Raw genomic sequence first — 18,392 nt, 5'->3', positions numbered from 1 at the left:
CGGCCAAGAGCTTCGCGGTGGTTGGCGATGGCTTGAGTGATTTTCAGGTCTTCGCGGTAAACGACGATTTCGGCCTTCGCTACATCGATACCAATAACCGTTGGTGAGTTAAGGATTGTCATGACGAATCCTCGGAGCTAGGGTTTAGGTGCTTGTCGGGGTCTACCTTTGCGCTGGCTTGCCTCTATCGTCGGTTTTACCGATGAATTCCTTATCGGCGCTTTAGGTAGAAAGGGCGGAACGAGAAGTCTCCCACGGTCCGTACTGGCTAGAGTCGGAATCGAGCTTTTAGTCCCGCCCACCCCTTCAAGTCTAAACATACAAGCGAGCTTGCTCGCGATGGCGGCCTGGCAGTCGGCTAGGGTTTTGTTGATTGAGTACATATCCATTGCTGCGGTAACGGCGACTTAGGGGGCCGCCCTGACGGCGGGTCACTTTCGAAAAGCCGGAATGCCGGCCCAGGCGAAAGTAACCAAAGCGCTTTTGCCCCACCACTCGGCACCTCGCCTAGGCTCGGTGTGCCTCATTCCGGCATTGCTCCGTGGGCTGCCGCGAAGGGCCATCCATGGCCCAGCGCGGCTAACCCGGCATCCATGCCGGGTTGCCCACTCCACAATGCCTGCGTTCGGCCAGCGTGGTTAATGGAGCGCCAAAATCTATGTCCACTGCGAGGCGGCCTAATAGCCGACCTGGTTTTGGGCGACCGCGTTCCTCCTGTGGGAGGGTATTTCAACTTGAAACTCGGGGTGCCGAAAGCCCGCGGCGAGGGAATTGGCTCCGCTGGGTAAAAACCTCCGCAAACCAGGCGACCGTTCTTGAGTTTCTATTTATCGGGAACTCGCACAACCTCGATGTTATCGAGGTCAAACTTACGGGACACTCCGGGCTCTGCGGCATTCGTACCGATCACGATATGGGCCTTGGTACCAGAGTAGCGAACGCCGATGGGATCAGTTTGGAGCCACACACCGGTTGGCGTGTTCGGATCTATATAGAAGGCGTTATAACCCAGCGATACGTTCGCTGTAACAATGACCCTGATCGTTGTGGCTTCCCCCGCCTCCGGTGGGTGAACTCTGTATCTGAAGGAGGTAAAAAGAAAACCTTTCTCCGGTTTTGGGTCATCCTGCCTTGGGCCCGGAAAGGTAAACATCTTGGCGAGAGAGGGCAGGAATATGTTTGGAGGCCTGTACTCCAGCTTGCCGGACCAGAAAGTATTCTTGCCCCCTGGGCCTTCTTCCGATTTGAGTACCCCATCCGGGGACCCAATGTCATTTTCCCAGCCGTTGCGTTTTCCATCTTGAAAGTCGTGCCCATACTTGTCGTGGTTCATGCTGTTTCTCCCGCCACAGCGCTTGTGATCCTGCCCGAGGAGTCCGGGCATTGAAGATCGCGGCGCAACCTATTCGGCGCTGAGGCCGGTGGGTTGGCTACTGTCAGGGTTGACAGGTTAGAGCTGCAATCCGACAAACGGCTGCGTATGGGAAGAGCTGCCTGAGGGCCGCTTCGCTCATTCGAATGCAATCACATGACGCTTTGCGGGAGCGAGCCTGCTCGCGAAGGCGAAGTGTGCCGCCATCGCGAGTTACCTTGAGGGGGGCCCAGATTTATCTGCACTAGGTCTGTTTCCAAACATAGATATTATCGATATCTATTCGACGGGATCTTGTCTCGGATATACCGCCACGCGTGCCAATCTGAATTATTTCGTTTGACCGCGCGAACCACTGGTTGGGGGTCGTCTCCGTCGTCGCCAGCAGCCATTTGTCTACTTCAGTGTTCTCATCCAAATCGTTATCTAAATTGAAGGAGGTTCTTGGGTTCCCCATGGCGATCGCAAGAACAAGGAGTCTTGCCTCGTCATCTTCGAGTTTATGGACACGATAATTAAAGGATATACAGTACAAATCGGTTCTTTCTTCTTTGGTCTGAAACGTGAATTTTTTCTTCAGAGATGCTCTGAAGGTCGGAAAGGAGACTAGGGGCTTCAGTTCACCTTTCCAGAAAGTATTCCCATCTACGGTAATAAGTTCTCCTGTGATTTCTTCGCCATTTTCCCACCCATTTCGCCCATTCGATTCGAAGTCAGTTTCATCAGGAAATTTCATATTGATGTCTCCGGTCATTTGCGCTGTCGACCAGCCCTTGAAACCGGACATAAACAATCGCAGCAGGGTTTAGTAGGCGTCGGGGAGGACTGCTTGGCTACTGTCAGGGTTGACAGGTCGAAGCGGTTAACCGACAAGCGGTTTCGGTCAGCCCGATCAAAGCTTCTATACCAGCGCTAAGCCTTGGAGCCGTTTTCCAGACAACTGAGCTGGGCGTTCGTCTACGGCTCCATTGCCAAAGGCCAGGCCAACGCATCCCAGTGACATGGATCTCCTGCTGATCGGCGAAGGCCTGTAGCCGACGATCCGGTGGGAGCAGGATTTTGTTGGCTGAGTACATATAGACCTGTTTGAGCAGGACCTGTGGGAGCAAAGCTTGCTCGCGAAGGCGGCGGCACATTCAGCATTGATGCAATTAGACCCACCGCTATCGCGAGCAAGCTTTGCTCCCACAAGATTGGCGATGGGCACTGATCTTATAAACGACCGAAACCAGTGTGGGAGTGAGCCTGCTCGCGATGGCGGCCTGACAGCCGACCAAGCGTTGTGGGAATGGTCGGACACACTTCCTGACTCAAGTTGATTTTTCCGACGAGCTCTGGCGGTTGCCGGGTGGGAAGGGCTGTCGCTAGGCTTTTCCCGTCGTTGCAAATTCAGCGGCCGGGCTTGGAAATCCGATAAGTAGACGGCGCGAAAGCGCCCTTCATAACGTATGCTTGCGGTCGTTTTTTGACCATGCTTTCGTTATGGCAGCTGTGCGCGGGAGACCTTCGGGTCTGCCGGGCTCGTTTACCCCGGTTTTCCAACCTGCGTACGGCTGCCACCCCCTCGCTTGGAAACGAACGTGGCAGCTCCAACCAGTAAACGGAGTGTCACCCTATGTTCAAAGCCACACCCAATCCTCCCGAAACCGATCCCACCTCAGCCCATGCCGGCCAAGCTTCGCAAAAGCTTGATGAAGCGGCCGAGCGCGCCCTCAGTTTCTATCTCGACCCCAAACCTCAAACCAAAAAGAAATAACCCCCAGGCCAACTGTTCACTGTCGTGGATGACCTCGACAGCGAATGCCTCCTGTCCAACCTCAGCGAAACCCTCGCCTCCGCCAATGTCATGCTCAACGAGCTGGCTTTCGACCTTGAAGGTTCGCCCCGGCATTTTGCCCTCGGCATCCAGCAGATGATCGAACTCAGCGAGTTGCTGGCCCATCGGGCGCTGGACATTGTCGACCCGCGCTAAAGTCGAGCGCACTCTTGTGGCGAAGGGACAAACCCCCTCGCCACAGAATTCGAATCCACCCCTACCCCCTGTGGGAGCGAGCCTGCTCGCGATGGCGGCAGAACAGTCAGCATTGATGTGGTCTGACCCACCGCTATCGCGAGCAAGCTCCCCCATTTTGATTTGTGTTTCTCGCAAACCATTACTCCAACCGTAATGATCCGCCGCTAAGCTTGATTGATACCCTCGCCCCAACACTCCTAATGTGACCCCCACGACAGCGAACCCGTGGAGTGGTCATGACAACAACAATATCCCCCGACTCGCGCTGGACGCGGCGGCGCGGCGAAAAGCAGCGGCGTCTCGAGCTGGTGAAGGGGCTTGCCGACGGTGTGGTGTTGCCCACCGACAAAATCGTTGCGGCGTTGGAGGCGTTGATCCTGCCTGGCGACCGTGTGGTGCTGGAGGGGAACAACCAGAAGCAGGCGGATTTTCTGTCGCGCTCACTGGCCAAAGTCGACCCTGCGAAGCTGCACGATCTGCACATGATCATGCCCAGCGTCGGCCGCTCCGAGCACCTGGATCTTTTCGAACGCGGCATCGCCCGCAAGCTGGATTTTTCCTTCGCCGGCACCCAGAGCCTGCGCATCAGCCAGTTGCTCGAAGACGGTCTGCTGGAGATCGGCGCGATCCACACCTACATCGAGCTCTATGCCCGACTGGTGGTGGACCTGATCCCCAACGTGGTGCTCTCGGCCGGTTTCATGGCCGACCGCGCCGGCAATATCTACACCGGCCCCAGCACCGAAGACACGCCGGCGCTGATCGAACCGGCGGCCTTCAGTGACGGTATCGTCATTGTCCAGGTCAACCAGTTGGTGGATGACGTCAGTGACCTGCCTCGGGTGGATATCCCGGCCTCCTGGGTCGATTTCGTGGTGGTGGCCGACAAGCCCTTCTACATCGAGCCGTTGTTCACCCGCGACCCGCGCCACATCAAGCCTGTGCACGTGCTGATGGCGATGATGGCGATTCGTGGGATCTACGAAAAACACAACGTCCAGTCCCTCAATCACGGCATCGGTTTCAATACCGCCGCCATCGAGCTGATCCTACCGACATACGGCGAGTCCCTCGGCCTGAAGGGCAAGATCTGTCGCAACTGGACCCTCAATCCGCACCCGACCCTGATCCCCGCCATCGAAAGCGGCTGGGTCGAAAGCGTGCATTGCTTCGGCACTGAGTTGGGCATGGAAAACTACATCGCCGCCCGTCCCGACGTGTTCTTCACCGGACGCGACGGCTCGCTGCGCTCCAACCGCATGGTCTGCCAACTGGCCGGGCAGTACGCGGTGGACCTGTTCATCGGCGCCACTCTGCAAGTGGATGGCGACGGTCATTCCTCCACCGTGACCCGTGGTCGCCTGGCCGGTTTCGGCGGGGCGCCGAACATGGGCCACGACCCGCGCGGTCGTCGTCACGGTACGCCGGCCTGGCTCGACATGCGTCACGGCGACGGCGAGGCGCCGTTGCTCGAACGCGGCAAGAAGCTGGTGGTGCAGATGGTCGAGACGTTCCAGGAGGGCGGCAAACCGACGTTCGTCGAGACCCTCGACGCGGTGGACGTGGCAAAAAAAGCCGGCATGCCTCTGGCGCCGATCATGATCTATGGCGACGACGTCACCCACCTGCTCACCGAGGAAGGCATCGCCTACCTGTACAAGGCCCGCTCCCTTGAGGAGCGCCAGGCGATGATCGCCGCCGTGGCCGGGGTCACCGCCATCGGCCTGCGCCACAACCCGAAAGACACTGCGCGCATGCGCCGCGAAGGGCTGGTCGCCTTGCCCGAAGACCTCGGTATCCGCCGCACCGACGCCACTCGTGAGCTGCTCGCGGCCAAGAGCGTGGCCGATCTGGTGGAGTGGTCCGGTGGCCTCTACAACCCGCCCGCCAAGTTCAGGAGCTGGTAAATGCACGCCTTCAACCTGCAACCGAAAAAACTCTCCTTGGCCGAGCGCCTGGCGGATATGGCGGTGGATGCGCTGATCGACGAAGCCGACCTGTCGCCTAAACCGGCCTTGGTGGACCGGCGCGGCAATGGCGCCCACACCGATCTGCACCTGGGCCTGATGCATGCCTCGGCGCTGTCGCTGTGGCCCGCATTCAAGGAAATGGCCGACGCCGCTCTTGGCTGTGGCGAGATCGGCGTGCCGTTGCGTGAAGCCCTTGGGCGGATCGGCCGTGAGGGTGAAGCGGCGATGCTCGCGACCACCAACGGCGTGAACACCCACCGGGGTGCGATCTGGGCCCTGGGCTTGCTGGTCGCGGCGGCGGCGCTGGAGCCTGAATCCAGCGTTGCCAGTGCCGTTACGCTACGGGCCGCCCGCCTGGCCCTGCTCAATGACCGCTACGCGCCTCAATCTTTGAGCCACGGCGCCCAGGTCGCCCAACGCTACGGCGTACGCGGTGCCCGGGAAGAAGCGCAATTGGCGTTTCCGGCCGTCACCGGTCTGGGCTTGCCGCAACTCAAGCGCAGTCGCGCGGCGGGGGCGGGTGAGCAGAACGCCCGGCTCGATGCCTTGCTGGCGATCATGACCACGCTGGCCGACACCTGCGTGCTCTACCGTGCCGGTGAAAAGGGCCTGCAAGCCATGCAGCACGGCGCCAAAGCGGTTCTCGATGCCGGTGGCAGTGCGAGCCTGGGCGGTCGCCGCCAGTTGCACGCGCTCGACCAACAACTGATTGCCTTGAACGCCTCGCCCGGCGGCGCTGCCGACTTGCTCGCCGCCTGCCTGTTCCTCGACCGTATCGAACGCGGCGATGGCCTCTTCCCTGGAGTGTGCTGATGGAAACCTTATCCTTTGAATTCCCCGCCGGGCAGCCGCCACGGGGCCGGGCACTGGTGGGCTGCGTCGGCTCGGGCGATCTGGAAGTGCTGATCGAGCCGGGGCTGGCGGGCAAGCTGACGATTCAGGTGCAGACCTCGGTCAACGGCAGCGAACAACGCTGGCAGCACCTGTTCGCTCGCATGTTCGACGGCCAGACGCCACCGGCCCTGTCCATCGACATCCACGATTTCGGCGCCACCCCCGGCGTGGTGCGCCTGCGCCTGGAACAAGGCTTCGAGGAGATCGGCCATGACTGACAGCGCAGCGCTGCTCGACAAACACAGCTTCGTCGAACTCGGCGCCCGGCAACGGGCCAAGGCCTTGCTCGATGACGGTACCTTCCGCGAACTGCTCGACCCGTTCCAGCGAATCATGTCGCCCTGGCTGTTGCGCCAGGGCGTGGTGCCGCAAAGCGATGACGGCGTGGTGATCGCCAAGGGTTCGCTCGATGGCCTGTCGGTGGTGATCGCCGCCATCGAAGGCGCGTTTCAGGGTGGCAGCCTCGGCGAAGTCGGCGGGGCGAAGATTGCCGGTGCCTTGGAGCTGGCCGCCGAAGACAACCGCAAGGGCATCCCGACCCGCGCCGTATTGCTGCTGGAAACCGGTGGCGTGCGTTTGCAGGAGGCCAACCTCGGGTTGGCGGCGATTGCCGAGATTCATTCGGCGATAGTCGATCTGCGTCAGTATCAGCCGGTGGTGGGTGTGGTGGCCGGCAGCGTCGGTTGCTTTGGCGGCATGTCCATTGCCGCCGGGCTGTGCAGTTATCTGCTGGTGACCCGGGAAGCACGGCTGGGCCTGAACGGTCCCCAAGTGATCGAACAGGAAGCCGGCCTCGACGAATACGACTCCCGCGACCGGCCGTTCATCTGGAGCCTGACCGGCGGTGAGCAACGTTTCGCGACCGGGCTGGTGGATCGCTACGTCGCCGATGACGTGCTGCAGATCCGTCGACGGGTCAGCCAATTGCTGCACCTGGGCGTGCCCGCGTCACACCGCAGCGGCCAGGCCGAGCTATTCCTGCAACACCTGGCGCGGCTGGACACTGACGTGCAAATCGAACCGGCAACGGTTCGCCAGCTGTATCAGGGAGAACGTCCATGAGTGCGTATTCATTGCGGGGCCTGCGCTGGTTCGAGGCCTTGAGTGGCGGTGCCAAACCGCTGGAGGGTTTACCTGCTTCGTTGAAAGTCGCTGACACCCGGTTGGGCGAGCAAACCGTGCGCTTGCTGGCGGTGGTGGCCGATCCCGACAGTCGTTTTCCCCGGGCGCGCAACGGCGAAGTCGGTTTGCTGGAGGGTTGGGGCCTGGCCAAAGCCGTGGATGATGCGATCGACGCCGACCGCGATGCTTCCCACAAGCGGGCGCTGATAGCCATCGTCGATGTGCCGAGCCAGGCCTATGGCCGACGCGAAGAAGCCCTGGGCATTCATCAGGCCTTGGCCGGCGCGGCGGACAGTTATGCCCGGGCGCGGTTGGCCGGGCATCCGGTGATCGGTTTGCTGGTGGGCAAGGCCATGTCGGGGGCGTTTCTGGCCCACGGCTACCAGGCCAACCGACTGATTGCCCTGCGCGACCCGGGCGTGATGGTCCACGCCATGGGCAAGGCCTCGGCGGCGCGGGTGACCCTGCGCAGCGTCGAGGAGCTTGAAGCCCTGGCCGCCAGCGTGCCACCGATGGCCTATGACATCGACAGCTTCGCCAGCCTGGGATTGCTTTGGGAAACCTTGTCGGTGGAGCAGGTTGAACAGCCGTTGGCGGAGGATCTGGAGCGGGTGACGGCGTGTCTGCTCCAGGCGATTGACGATGTAGAGGCGGGGCCGCGGGATCTGAGTGGACGTCTGGGTGCGTTCAACCGCATCGCGTCGAGCCGGGTTCGCCAACTGCTGAGAGAGCAGTGGTGAGTACGTTTCTGGCCCATGACCTGCTGTGGGGGATGACCTCGCAGCAGTTGCCAGCGGATGCGCCGGCCTGGGTGGTCGAGTCGATCACCGCCGGTCAACCTGTGGTGGTTCGGCGCGCGCTGACGACGCCGGATCGAATCGCGGTCGGCGTGCGTGGGCGCTTGCGCGAGCAGCGTTATGCAGCGTCGATGGCGATCACGGCGATTGCCCGTCGCGTCAGGCCAGAAGACCTTTGTCACGTTGCGTCGACTCGCGACTTGCCAGCCCTGCGAGCGCTGTCCCGACTGCGCCCGCTGCTCGACGCCAGCGGCTGGACCTGGGGCGTCAGCGGTAGCGCCGGGTTCGAGCTCGCCACGGGGATCGAGGCGCTACATGAACGCAGTGACCTGGATTTGATCCTGCGCACGCCGCACTGTCTGGATCGTCTCCAGGCCAGGGAGTTGCTGGCGCATCTGGATGCTTCGGTATGCGCCGTGGACATGCAGTTGCAAACGCCTTGCGGCGCCGTGGCCCTGCGCGAATGGGCGGGTTTGTCGCGCCGGGTCTTGCTCAAGGATGATCTTCAGGCCCGGTTGGTGAGCGATCCTTGGCAATCTTCAGTGGAGCAGGTCGCGTGAGCAGCCTCTTGGTCTTTCCCGGCCAGGGTGCGCAGCGAGCAGGCATGCTCCATGGACTTGCGCCGCACATTCTGGACGAGGCGAACGACGTGCTCGGCGAGGACGTCCTGCTACTGGACAGCGCCGAGGCCTTGCAATCGACCCGCGCCGTGCAGCTATGCCTGCTGATCGCCGGCGTGGCGGCGGCCCGTCGTTTGCTGGAACAGGCGCCTGCGCCGGACTATGTGGCAGGACTATCCATCGGTGCCTACCCGGCGGCGGTGGTGGCCGGTGCGCTGGGGTTTGACGAGGCGTTGCGACTGGTCAGCTTGCGCGGCGAGTTGATGCAGCGGGCGTATCCGCAAGGCTACGGCATGACCGCGATCATCGGCCTCGATCTCGCGGCAGTGGAAGCGTTGCTGGCACAGGTACACAGCGACCGCACACCGGTCTACCTGGCCAATATCAATGCCGATAATCAGGTGGTCATTGCCGGCAGCGACGAGGCCATGAGCAGCGTTGCCAAACAGGCGCGAAGCCTGGGTGCCGGGAAGGCCTGTCGGCTGGCGGTGAGCGTGCCGTCCCATTGCCCGTTGCTGGAGGCTCCGGCGCAAGCATTGGCCCAAGCGTTTGCCGATGTGACGTTGAAAGCGCCCACCCTGGGCTATCTCAGCGGCAGCCGCGCTCGACCGGTGATCAGCCCCGAGGCCCTACGCGACGACCTGGCGTTCAACATGTGCCGTGTCGTCGATTGGCGCGGCACGGTGCAAAGCGCCTATGAACGCGGCGTAAGGCTGCAAATCGAACTGCCGCCCGGTGCGGTGCTGACCGGGCTGGCGCGCCGAGTGTTCGAGCAAGGCACGGTCATGGCCTTCGACGGTGCCCGGCTCGATACCCTGCAGGCGCTGTTACGTGAGGAGGGAAGCCGCCAACCCTAGACCCCCGACTCAGGCTGCGAATTACAAAAACAACAATTTCGACGATGCACTTTGAGGACTACAACAATGATTATTTACGGTGTGGCGCTGTTGGCGATCTGTACGCTGGCAGGGGTGATCATGGGCGACCTGCTCGGCGTGTTGCTCGGCGTCAAATCCAACGTCGGCGGGGTCGGCATTGCGATGATCCTGCTGATCTGTGCGCGGCTGTGGATGCAAAAACGCGGCGGCATGACCAAGGAATGCGAAATGGGCGTCGGCTTCTGGGGCGCCATGTACATTCCGGTGGTGGTCGCGATGGCCGCGCAACAGAACGTGGTCACGGCCTTGCACGGCGGCCCGGTGGCGGTGTTGGCGGCCATTGGTTCGGTGGTGCTCTGCGGCTGCACCATTACGCTGATCAGCCGGACCCACAAAGGCGAACCCTTGCCCGATGAGCCGGCGGAAGTCACGCCCCTCGGCACCCCAGTAGGAGGCCGCTGATATGTGGGATCTCATCGAGAAAGGCCTGGAACATAACGGTTTGATCACGGCGTTCGCGTTCGTCGGCGTGATCATGTGGGTGTCGGTGATATTGTCCAAGCGCCTGACCTATGGGCGGGTCCACGGTTCGGCGATTGCCATCGTCATCGGCCTGGTGCTGGCCTGGGTGGGCGGCACCATGACCGGCGGGCAAAAAGGCCTGGCGGACCTGTCGCTGTTTTCCGGCATCGGTTTGATGGGCGGCGCCATGCTGCGTGACTTCGCCATCGTGGCCACGGCGTTCGAGGTGCAGGCCACCGAAGCGAAAAAGGCCGGGATGATTGGCGCCATCGCGTTGCTGCTGGGCACGATCCTGCCCTTCATCGTCGGTGCGAGCATTGCCTGGGTGTTCGGTTATCGCGATGCGGTGAGCATGACCACCATTGGCGCGGGTGCGGTGACCTATATCGTCGGCCCCGTGACCGGGGCGGCGATTGGCGCCACGTCCGATGTGATGGCGTTGTCGATTGCCACCGGCTTGATCAAGGCGATCATCGTGATGGTCGGCACGCCCATGGCGGCGCGCTGGATGGGCCTGGACAATCCGCGCTCGGCCATGGTCTTCGGCGGCCTGGCCGGGACCGTGAGCGGCGTGACTGCCGGCCTGGCCGCGACGGACCGGCGGTTGGTGCCGTATGGCGCGTTGACGGCGACGTTCCATACCGGGCTTGGCTGTTTGCTGGGGCCTTCGTTGCTGTACTTCATTGTGCGCGGGATTGTCGGCTAGGTTCCGAATTTGTATCGCCTGTTCTGACGCTATCGCGAGCAGGCTCGCTCCCACATTGGATCGGTGTTCACAAATCCCTTGTGGGAGCGAGCCTGCTCGCGATGGGGGCGACTCGGTTTCAAGCCTGGCGATTGGCATACATCCGGCATTCGGCCAACAACGCCAGGAGGTTCGGATCCCGCTCCTTGGCCTTGAGGAACACCACGCCGATGTGCTGCTGCAACCGGTACTTTTCCTGCAACGGGATCAGCTTCACCCGGTTTTCATACACCGCCGCGATCCTGCCCGGCAGCAACGCATAGCCCACCCCGGAGCTGACCATGCTCAGCAGGGTGAAGATGTCGTTGACCTGCATCGCCACCTTCGGCTCGAACCCCGCCTGCTTGAACACCCGGATACCGTCCTGGTGCGTGGCGAAGCCCTGGGTCAGGGTGATGAACGTCTCGTCGCGGACCTCGGCCAGGTCGACTTCGCTGCGCTGGGCAAAGGGCGAATCCGCCGGTGTGGCAAGAAAGATGTCATCGGAAAACAGCGCGATATGCTCACAGTCCGGGTCGTTCACGCTGTCATCCAGGGAAATCAGGATCGCGTCCACTTCCATGTTCTTGAGTTTGTACAGCAGGTCGATGTTCGAACCCAGGATCAGATCGATATTGAGTTCGCTGCGGCGGATTTTCAGGCCCATGATCAGTTGCGGCACGGTCTTGACCGTCAGCGAATACAGCGAGCCCAACTTGAAGCGCTCGGCGGAGAATCCGGCGGCTTCGCGGGTCAGGCGTACACTTTCGACCACGTCCTGGATCAGTTTCTGCGCCCGTTCTTCCAGCACATAGGCGCTCTCCAGCGGCGTGAGGTTGCGGCCTTCGTGCTTGAACAACGGGCAGCGCAGGGCGCTTTCCAGCGAGTGAATGGCCCGGTGCACACTGACGTTGCTGGTCTGCAATTCAGCCGCCGCTCGCGCCAAGTTGCCGGTGCGCATGAAGGCCAGGAACACCTCGAGTTTCTTCAGGGTCAATTCTTCGTCGATCAGCATGGGGCGGACTCTTATTCGTATTGCCCGATTGTGCCCTGTGGGAGCAAAGCTTGCTCGCGAAACAGGCGACTCGGTTTTGCAGAAACCGAGTTACCTTCATCGCGGGCAAGCCTTGCTCCCACAGCAAGCAAAACATTGCACTTTGCCGCGCCAAGCCTGAGCCTTGGCGTCTGTTCTGGAATGTGAGGTGGGATTGGATGTATCACGGCGAACGACTCAATGCCTGGACGCACCTGGTCGGGGCGGTGGCGGCTTTTATCGGGGCGGTGTGGTTGCTGGTGATTGCCGGGATGGCGGGCGATCCGTGGAAGATCGTCAGCGTGGCGATCTACGGGTTCACCCTGCTGGTGCTGTACAGCGCTTCGACGGTTTACCACAGCGTGCGCGGGCGCAAAAAAGAAATCATGCAGAAGGTCGATCACTTTTCGATCTATCTGTTGATCGCCGGCAGCTACACCCCGTTCTGCCTGGTGACCCTGCGCGGGCCCTGGGGCTGGAGTTTGTTCGGGATTGTCTGGGGGTTGGCGCTGATTGGGATCTTGCAGGAGATCAAGCCGCGTTCCGAAGCGCGGATCCTGTCGATCGTGATCTACGCGGTGATGGGCTGGATCGTGCTGGTGGCGGTCAAGCCCTTGATGGCGGCCCTGGGCAGCGCCGGGTTCGCCTGGCTGGCCTCGGGCGGCGTGTTGTACACCGTGGGCATTATCTTCTTTGCCCTCGACCACCGGCTGCGCCACGCCCACGGGATTTGGCACCTGTTCGTGATCGCCGGCAGCCTGCTGCACTTCGTGGCGATTCTGTTCTACGTCCTCTAGTCAGGTTCAACCGGCCACCGCGAACAGGCGGTCCAGTTGCGCCTGGGCCTGGCCGGCAAAAATTTCCAGCAATGCGCCGAGGGTGTGCGCCGGGGCCTCATTGGCCCGGGTCACGGCATACAGGGAAATGGGCAGCGGTGGCGACAACGGTCGGATTGCCGTACGGGTGCTCGAGGCGCCGAGCGCCGTGAACGGGTCGATCACCGCCAGCCCGGCACCGGATTCGACCATGGCGCGGGCCAGTGAATACGTCTGCACGGCGATGCTGATGCGCGGCGGTGGTTCCACGGCCTTGAGATAGCCGTCCAGTTTGGCCGAGAGCGGGTCGGCGCTGGACAGGCCGATCAACGGTGCGCCGGCCAGCGCCTGCAACGGCATCGGCTGCCCCACCTGTGCTTGGGTCCAATGCCCGCTTGGCGCCAGGGCCACCAGTACGCCGCTGGCCAGGGCCTGGGCCTTGAGGCCCGGATGATCGGGCGGTTGCAGGGTCAGGGCGACGTCGATTTCGCGCATCAACAGGTTTTGCACCAGTTCGCGGCTGTGGGCGCTGGACAACTCGCAGACGATGTCCGGGTAGCGGCGCGTCCATTGATGAATCGCCGCTGGCAGCAGCGACAGGGCCAGGGCCGGTGTCGCACCGATCCGCAGGCTGTGGCCCGGCTCGCGCCGCAGGCTTTGGGCGAGACGTCGGACACCTTGCAGGCTCTCGCTGACTTTATCGACCTCGCGCTCCAGCTCCAGCGCTTCAGGCGTGGCCTGCAACTTGCCGCGCACCCGCAGAAACAACGCAAACCCCAATTGCTGCTCGGCATGCTGCAACACTTTGGTCACCGCCGGTTGCGAAACATGCAGCAGTTGAGCGGCACCGCTGATGGAGCCGGTCTGGCGTATGGCCTGGAAGATCTCGATATGGCGAAGACGCATGGCGAACCCATAACCTTTGTTTATAGGGAGTCCATCTTTATTCATTGTTCGCGGCCTGTCACCTGGCCCTAACCTCAAGCCATTGAAAACGGATGTGAGATGGACATGGCTCAGCGGGTTTGCATCATCGGTGGTGGCGTGGTCGGGCTGGCGACGGCTTATGCATTGGTGCGCGATGGCGTCGACGTGACGCTGGTGGAGGCCCGGGAAACCTTGGGCAGCGAAACCAGTTTTGCCAACGGCGGCCAGTTGTCGTATCGCTACGTCACCCCGCTGGCGGACGCCGGGGTGCCCTGGCAGGCACTGGGCTGGATGCTGCGCGGTGATTCGCCACTCAAGTTGCGACCGCGTCTGGACCCGGCACAGTGGCGCTGGATGGCCGCGTTCATCGGCGCCTGCCGGACCTCGGTCAACCGGCGCAACGGCGCCCACCTGTTGCGCCTGGCGTTGTTGAGCCAGGCAACCTTGCAGGGCTGGCGCGAGGACGACCGCCTCGACGGTTTCAACTGGCGGCGCAATGGCAAGCTGGTGACGTTTCGCGACGCGAGGCATTTCCAGCGTGCGCGGCAGGGTTTGGCGGACAGCACCCATCAGCAGGTGCTTGGCCCCAACGAGTGCGCGAACCTGGAGCCGGCCCTGGCCGGCGTGCCATATGTGGGTGGGATCTACACGCCGGATGAGGAAGTCGCCGATTGCCATGCCTTCTGCCAGCAATTGGCGGTACGTCTGCGGGCTTCGGGGCGTTGCGAGTTCCTGTTGGGGCAGCCGGTGAGCGGCATCGAACACGCCGACGGCGCGGTGCGCGCCATCGCGCTGGACGGGCAGCGGCTCCCGGTGGAGCAATTGGTGATCGCCGCCGGCCATCGCAGTGCCGCGCTCGCAGTGCCTGGCGTGCGGATGCCGCTGTATCCGCTCAAGGGCTACAGCCTGACCGTGCCTATTGGCCCACAGCATCGGGCACCGGAGTTGAGCATCACTGACTACGACCGCAAGGTCGTCTACGCTCGCATCGGCGAACAACTGCGAGTCGCGGCGATGGTGGACATCGTCGGCTTCGACCCGACGCCGGACCCCAAGCGCCTGGCCCTGATCAAGCGCCAGGCCCAGGAAGCCTTCTCCCAGGCTGGGGATTACCAGCGCGCCGTCGAATGGGCCGGCATGCGCCCGGCGACCCCCAGCGGCGTGCCGCTGATCGGCGCCACTGGCTACCGTAACCTGTGGCTCAACCTCGGTCATGGGGCCTTGGGCTTTACCCTGGCGTGTGGCAGCGCTCGCTTGCTCAGCGAGCTGATCCGCCAGCACACACCCTCCATCGACTTGCAGGGCTTGACGCCCCGCGCCGCCTGACCCATCCAACGGAGAATAACAATGCAAAAAATCACGTTGATCGGCTGCACCCTGAGCCTGTTGCTAAGCGTCCAGGCCCTTGCCAACGAAGCGCCCCCGGCCGGCACGCTGGACAAAATCGCCAGCAGCCGGAGCATTACCCTGGGCTATCGTGACGCCTCGGTGCCCTTTTCCTACGTCGGTGACAGCAGCGGCCAGCCGATGGGGTACTCGGTGGAACTGGCGGGCAAGATTGTCGAGCGCATCAAGACCCAACTGGCGTTGCCGCAACTGAACGTGAAGTACAACCTGGTCACGTCCCAGACCCGTATCCCACTGGTGCAGAACGGTACCGTCGACCTGGAGTGCGGCTCGACCGGGGTGACGGCCGAGCGGCAGAAGCAAGTGGCGTTTTCCTATGGCTTCATCTATGTGAAGGGCCAGTTGCTGACGGCCAAGGACAGCGGCATCCACAGCTTTGCCGACCTGCGCGGCAAAAATGTGGTGACCACCGCCGGTACCACCAACGAACGCTTCCTGAAAAGCTACAACCAGGACAACAACGCCGAGATGTTCATCATCAGTGCCAAGGACCACGGCGAGTCCTTCCAGATGCTCGAGACCGGTCGGGCGGCGGCGTTCTACATGGACGATGCGCTGCTCTACGGCGAACGGGCCAAGGCCCGCGACCCGCACAAATGGGTGGTGGTGGGGCAGGAGCAATCGCGGGAAATCTACAGCTGCATGCTGCGTAAGGACGACCCGCAATTCCTGGCGCTGGTCAACGCGACCCTGGCCGATTTGTACAAATCGGGGGAGATCAACGAGATCTACGCCCGCTGGTTCCAGAAGCCGATCCCACCCAAGGGCCTGAACCTGGAGTTCCCGATGACCAGCGAATTGAAGGCGATCATTGCCAAGCCGACCAGCGAGCCGGTGCAGTAGGCCGCACGGACATCCACGACCCACTCCCACAATTGATCTTCAGTGGTCGCGGAGCCTTAGAAATCCCCCCACAACTGCTGCGCCACTGCCAGCGCCACCACGGGCGCGGTTTCGGTGCGCAGCACGCGGGGGCCGAGGCGGGCGGCGTAGTAGCCGGCGGTCTTGGCTTGTTCGACTTCGGCTTCCGACAACCCGCCTTCGGGCCCGATCAGGAATGCCAGGCTCGACGGCTTGGCATGGCTGACCAGCGGCTCGGCCACCGGATGCAGTACCAGCTTCAGCTCGGCCTCGGTCTGTTTCAGCCAGTCAGCCAGTAGCAGCGGTGGGTGGATCACCGGTACGGTCGAGCGTCCACACTGCTCGCAGGCGCTGATCGCCACTTGGCGCCAGTGCAGCAGGCGTTTGTCGGCGCGTTCGTCCTTGAGGCGTACTTCGCAGCGCTCGCTGAAAATCGGCGTGATCTCGCTGACCCCCAGCTCCGTGGCTTTCTGGATCGCCCAATCCATGCGCTCGCCCCGGGACAAGCCCTGGCCGAGGTGGATGCGCAGCGGCGATTCAGGTTGGCCGGCGAACTGCTCGTCCAATTGCACCCGCACGCGTTTCTTGCCGACTTCGGCCAGCGTGCCGCGAAACTCCTGGCCCGAGCCGTCGAACACCTGCACCGCATCGCCCTCGGCCATGCGCAGCACCCGGCCGATGTAGTGGGCCTGAGCTTCGGGCAGTTCGTGGTCGCCGAGGCCCAGGGGGGCGTCGATGAAGAAGCGGGACAGTCTCATGCTGGATCTCTGAAAAGGTTAAAAGTGCAATGAGGGTCTGTGGCGAGGGGATTTATCCCCGTTGGGCTGCGCAGCAGCCCTAAAACCGGACGCTCCGATGCTTCAGGCAAATCGTGTTGCCTGCATTTGGGGCTGCTGCGCAGCCCAGCGGGGATAAATCCCCTCGCCACAACAGTATTCCGACAAGAACACCGGGGGGTCAGCCCGGATCGCGATAGCCCGGATGAAAATCCTTCGGCACCGCCACGCTGACCTTGTCCCGGGTGGCGATGTCGATGCCTTCGCTGGCCACTTCTGCCAGGAAGTCGATCTGCTCCGGGGTGATGACATACGGCGGCAGGAAATACACCACGCTGCCCAGCGGTCGCAACAGCGCACCGCGCTCCAGGGCATGCTGGAACACACTCAGGCCGCGCCGTTCCTGCCACGGGTAGGCGGTCTTGCTGGCCTTGTCCTTGACCATCTCGATCGCCAGCACCATGCCGGTCTGGCGCACCTCGGCGACGTTCGGGTGGTCGGCCAGGTGCGCGGTGGCGCTCGCCATGCGCTGGGCCAGGGCTTGGTTGTTTTCGATGACGTTGTCTTCTTCGAAGATGTCCAGGGTCGCCAGGGCCGCGGCGCAGGCCAATGGGTTGCCCGTGTAGCTGTGGGAATGCAGGAAGGCACGCAGGGTCGGGTAGTCGTCGTAGAACGCGTTGTAGACCTCGTCGGTGGTCAGGCACGCCGCCAACGGCAGGTAACCGCCGGTCAGGGCCTTGGACAGGCAGAGGAAATCCGGGGTGATACCGGCCTGTTCGCAGGCGAACATCGTCCCGGTGCGGCCGAAGCCGACGGCGATTTCATCGTGGATCAGGTGCACGCCATAGCGGTCGCAGGCTTCGCGCAGCAACTTCAGGTACACCGGGTGGTACATGCGCATGCCGCCAGCGCCCTGGATCAGCGGCTCGACGATCACCGCCGCGACGGTGTCGTGGTGCTCGGCCAGGGTCTGCTCCATGGCCGCGAACAGGTTGCGTGAATGCTCTTCCCAACCCATGCCTTCGGGGCGGTGGTAGCAGTCGGGGCTTGGCACCTTGATCGTGTCCAGCAGCAGTGCCTTGTAGGTTTCGGTGAACAACGGCACATCGCCCACCGACATCGCCGCGATGGTTTCGCCGTGGTAGCTGTTGCTCAGGGTGACGAAGCGCTTCTTGTCCGGCCGGCCGCGATTGATCCAGTAGTGAAAGCTCATCTTCATCGCCACTTCGATGCAGGACGAGCCGTTATCGGCGTAGAAGCACCGAGTCAGGCCCTCGGGCGTCATTTTCACCAGGCGCTCGGACAGCTCGATCACCGGTTGATGGCTGAAGCCGGCGAGGATCACGTGCTCCAACTGATCGACCTGGTCCTTGATCCGCTGGTTGATGCGCGGGTTGGCGTGGCCGAACACGTTGACCCACCAGGAACTGACGGCATCGAGGTAGCGCTTGCCTTCGAAGTCTTCCAGCCACACGCCTTCACCGCGCTTGATGGGGATCAGCGGCAGCTGTTCGTGGTCTTTCATCTGGGTGCAGGGATGCCACAGCACCGCGAGATCGCGTTGCATCCACTGGTTATTCAGGCCCATGTACAGTCTCCTCGAGGCGGCTCGCGGCGGGCGCGGGCAAAACAATCGCGCAAGCCTATGCAATGGCGGCCC

The 18,392-nt window shown here is 62.4% G+C and carries 18 protein-coding genes and 2 pseudogenes; 14 read left to right on the top strand and 6 right to left on the bottom strand.

Annotation, left to right across the window (positions count from 1 at the left end; all coding sequences use genetic code 11):
- Positions 1 to 823: 823 nt before the first annotated feature.
- Complete coding sequence (locus DTP52_RS21420; RefSeq protein ID WP_109755116.1) at positions 824 to 1,333, bottom strand: hypothetical protein; 510 nt, start codon at positions 1,331 to 1,333, stop codon at positions 824 to 826.
- A 283-nt stretch (positions 1,334 to 1,616) separates the two neighbouring features.
- Positions 1,617 to 2,108 carry a hypothetical protein gene (locus DTP52_RS21415; RefSeq protein ID WP_109755115.1) on the bottom strand — a complete coding sequence of 164 codons (492 nt, stop codon included), beginning with the start codon at positions 2,106 to 2,108 and terminating at the stop codon, positions 1,617 to 1,619.
- 180 nt (positions 2,109 to 2,288) lie between these two features.
- Here DTP52_RS21415 and DTP52_RS31410 point away from each other — a divergent pair.
- The 11 genes and pseudogenes from DTP52_RS31410 to madM form a co-directional block, all read left to right on the top strand.
- Positions 2,289 to 2,403 (top strand): annotated as a pseudogene (locus DTP52_RS31410) (nucleotidyltransferase domain-containing protein); the annotation flags it as partial.
- Between the two features lie 584 nt (positions 2,404 to 2,987).
- Positions 2,988 to 3,344 (top strand): annotated as a pseudogene (locus DTP52_RS21405) (DUF6124 family protein).
- Positions 3,345 to 3,622: 278 nt separating this feature from the next.
- Positions 3,623 to 5,293 (top strand): malonate decarboxylase subunit alpha, encoded by a 1,671-nt coding sequence (mdcA, locus tag DTP52_RS21400; RefSeq protein WP_109755114.1) that lies wholly within the window; start codon positions 3,623 to 3,625, stop codon positions 5,291 to 5,293.
- Entirely contained in the window at positions 5,294 to 6,169 is an 876-nt protein-coding gene (locus DTP52_RS21395; RefSeq protein WP_109755113.1) for a triphosphoribosyl-dephospho-CoA synthase, read from the top strand. It begins immediately after the preceding gene.
- A complete protein-coding gene (locus DTP52_RS21390) occupies positions 6,169 to 6,468 on the top strand; it encodes a malonate decarboxylase subunit delta (RefSeq protein WP_003206454.1) in 300 nt (99 codons plus the stop codon). The genes DTP52_RS21395 and DTP52_RS21390 overlap by 1 nt, the downstream gene beginning before the upstream one ends.
- The gene (locus DTP52_RS21385) at positions 6,461 to 7,312 is read left to right on the top strand and encodes a biotin-independent malonate decarboxylase subunit beta (protein ID WP_109755112.1); all 852 of its coding nucleotides are present in this window, start codon (positions 6,461 to 6,463) and stop codon (positions 7,310 to 7,312) included. The genes DTP52_RS21390 and DTP52_RS21385 overlap by 8 nt, the downstream gene beginning before the upstream one ends.
- Positions 7,309 to 8,112, top strand: coding sequence for a biotin-independent malonate decarboxylase subunit gamma (mdcE, locus tag DTP52_RS21380; RefSeq protein WP_109755111.1), 804 nt, complete (start codon positions 7,309 to 7,311; stop codon positions 8,110 to 8,112). The genes DTP52_RS21385 and mdcE overlap by 4 nt, the downstream gene beginning before the upstream one ends.
- Positions 8,109 to 8,729: a malonate decarboxylase holo-ACP synthase gene (locus DTP52_RS21375; RefSeq protein ID WP_109755123.1), complete on the top strand. Its 621-nt coding sequence runs from the start codon at positions 8,109 to 8,111 to the stop codon at positions 8,727 to 8,729. The genes mdcE and DTP52_RS21375 overlap by 4 nt, the downstream gene beginning before the upstream one ends.
- Positions 8,726 to 9,646: a malonate decarboxylase subunit epsilon gene (gene mdcH / locus DTP52_RS21370; RefSeq protein ID WP_109755110.1), complete on the top strand. Its 921-nt coding sequence runs from the start codon at positions 8,726 to 8,728 to the stop codon at positions 9,644 to 9,646. Before DTP52_RS21375 ends, mdcH begins: the two co-directional genes overlap by 4 nt.
- A gap of 66 nt (positions 9,647 to 9,712) precedes the next feature.
- Positions 9,713 to 10,129 (top strand): malonate transporter subunit MadL, encoded by a 417-nt coding sequence (gene madL, locus DTP52_RS21365; protein ID WP_109755109.1) that lies wholly within the window; start codon positions 9,713 to 9,715, stop codon positions 10,127 to 10,129.
- Position 10,130: 1 nt separating this feature from the next.
- Positions 10,131 to 10,895: a malonate transporter subunit MadM gene (gene madM, locus DTP52_RS21360; RefSeq protein WP_109755108.1), complete on the top strand. Its 765-nt coding sequence runs from the start codon at positions 10,131 to 10,133 to the stop codon at positions 10,893 to 10,895.
- Positions 10,896 to 11,013: 118 nt separating this feature from the next.
- Here madM and DTP52_RS21350 read toward each other — a convergent pair whose 3' ends face one another.
- On the bottom strand, positions 11,014 to 11,928 hold the full coding sequence (locus DTP52_RS21350) for a LysR substrate-binding domain-containing protein (RefSeq protein WP_109755107.1): 915 nt from the start codon (positions 11,926 to 11,928) through the stop codon (positions 11,014 to 11,016).
- 197 nt (positions 11,929 to 12,125) lie between these two features.
- Between DTP52_RS21350 and DTP52_RS21345 the strand changes: the two genes are divergently transcribed.
- Positions 12,126 to 12,743, top strand: a complete 618-nt coding sequence (locus DTP52_RS21345) for a hemolysin III family protein (RefSeq protein ID WP_109755106.1) — start codon at positions 12,126 to 12,128, stop codon at positions 12,741 to 12,743.
- Positions 12,744 to 12,749: 6 nt separating this feature from the next.
- On the opposite strand, the gene DTP52_RS21340 is transcribed toward DTP52_RS21345, so the two are convergent.
- On the bottom strand, positions 12,750 to 13,667 hold the full coding sequence (locus DTP52_RS21340; RefSeq protein ID WP_109755105.1) for a LysR family transcriptional regulator: 918 nt from the start codon (positions 13,665 to 13,667) through the stop codon (positions 12,750 to 12,752).
- 105 nt (positions 13,668 to 13,772) lie between these two features.
- Here DTP52_RS21340 and DTP52_RS21335 point away from each other — a divergent pair, with 105 nt between their 5' ends.
- A complete protein-coding gene (locus DTP52_RS21335) occupies positions 13,773 to 15,014 on the top strand; it encodes a D-amino acid dehydrogenase (protein WP_109755122.1) in 1,242 nt (413 codons plus the stop codon).
- Between the two features lie 21 nt (positions 15,015 to 15,035).
- Positions 15,036 to 15,938 (top strand): transporter substrate-binding domain-containing protein, encoded by a 903-nt coding sequence (locus tag DTP52_RS21330; protein WP_109755104.1) that lies wholly within the window; start codon positions 15,036 to 15,038, stop codon positions 15,936 to 15,938.
- Positions 15,939 to 15,994: 56 nt separating this feature from the next.
- On the opposite strand, the gene DTP52_RS21325 is transcribed toward DTP52_RS21330, so the two are convergent.
- Both DTP52_RS21325 and DTP52_RS21320 read right to left on the bottom strand, forming a co-directional pair.
- Positions 15,995 to 16,714 (bottom strand): 16S rRNA (uracil(1498)-N(3))-methyltransferase, encoded by a 720-nt coding sequence (locus DTP52_RS21325; RefSeq protein ID WP_109755103.1) that lies wholly within the window; start codon positions 16,712 to 16,714, stop codon positions 15,995 to 15,997.
- Positions 16,715 to 16,913: 199 nt separating this feature from the next.
- Positions 16,914 to 18,320, bottom strand: a complete 1,407-nt coding sequence (locus DTP52_RS21320) for an adenosylmethionine--8-amino-7-oxononanoate transaminase (protein WP_109755102.1) — start codon at positions 18,318 to 18,320, stop codon at positions 16,914 to 16,916.
- Positions 18,321 to 18,392 lie beyond the last annotated feature (72 nt).

Source organism: Pseudomonas sp. 43mfcvi1.1, assembly GCF_900115935.1.
GTDB lineage: Bacteria > Pseudomonadota > Gammaproteobacteria > Pseudomonadales > Pseudomonadaceae > Aquipseudomonas > Aquipseudomonas bijieensis.
Note: the sequence above shows the minus strand (reverse complement) of the source record. Positions and strands in the feature narration are given on the sequence as shown.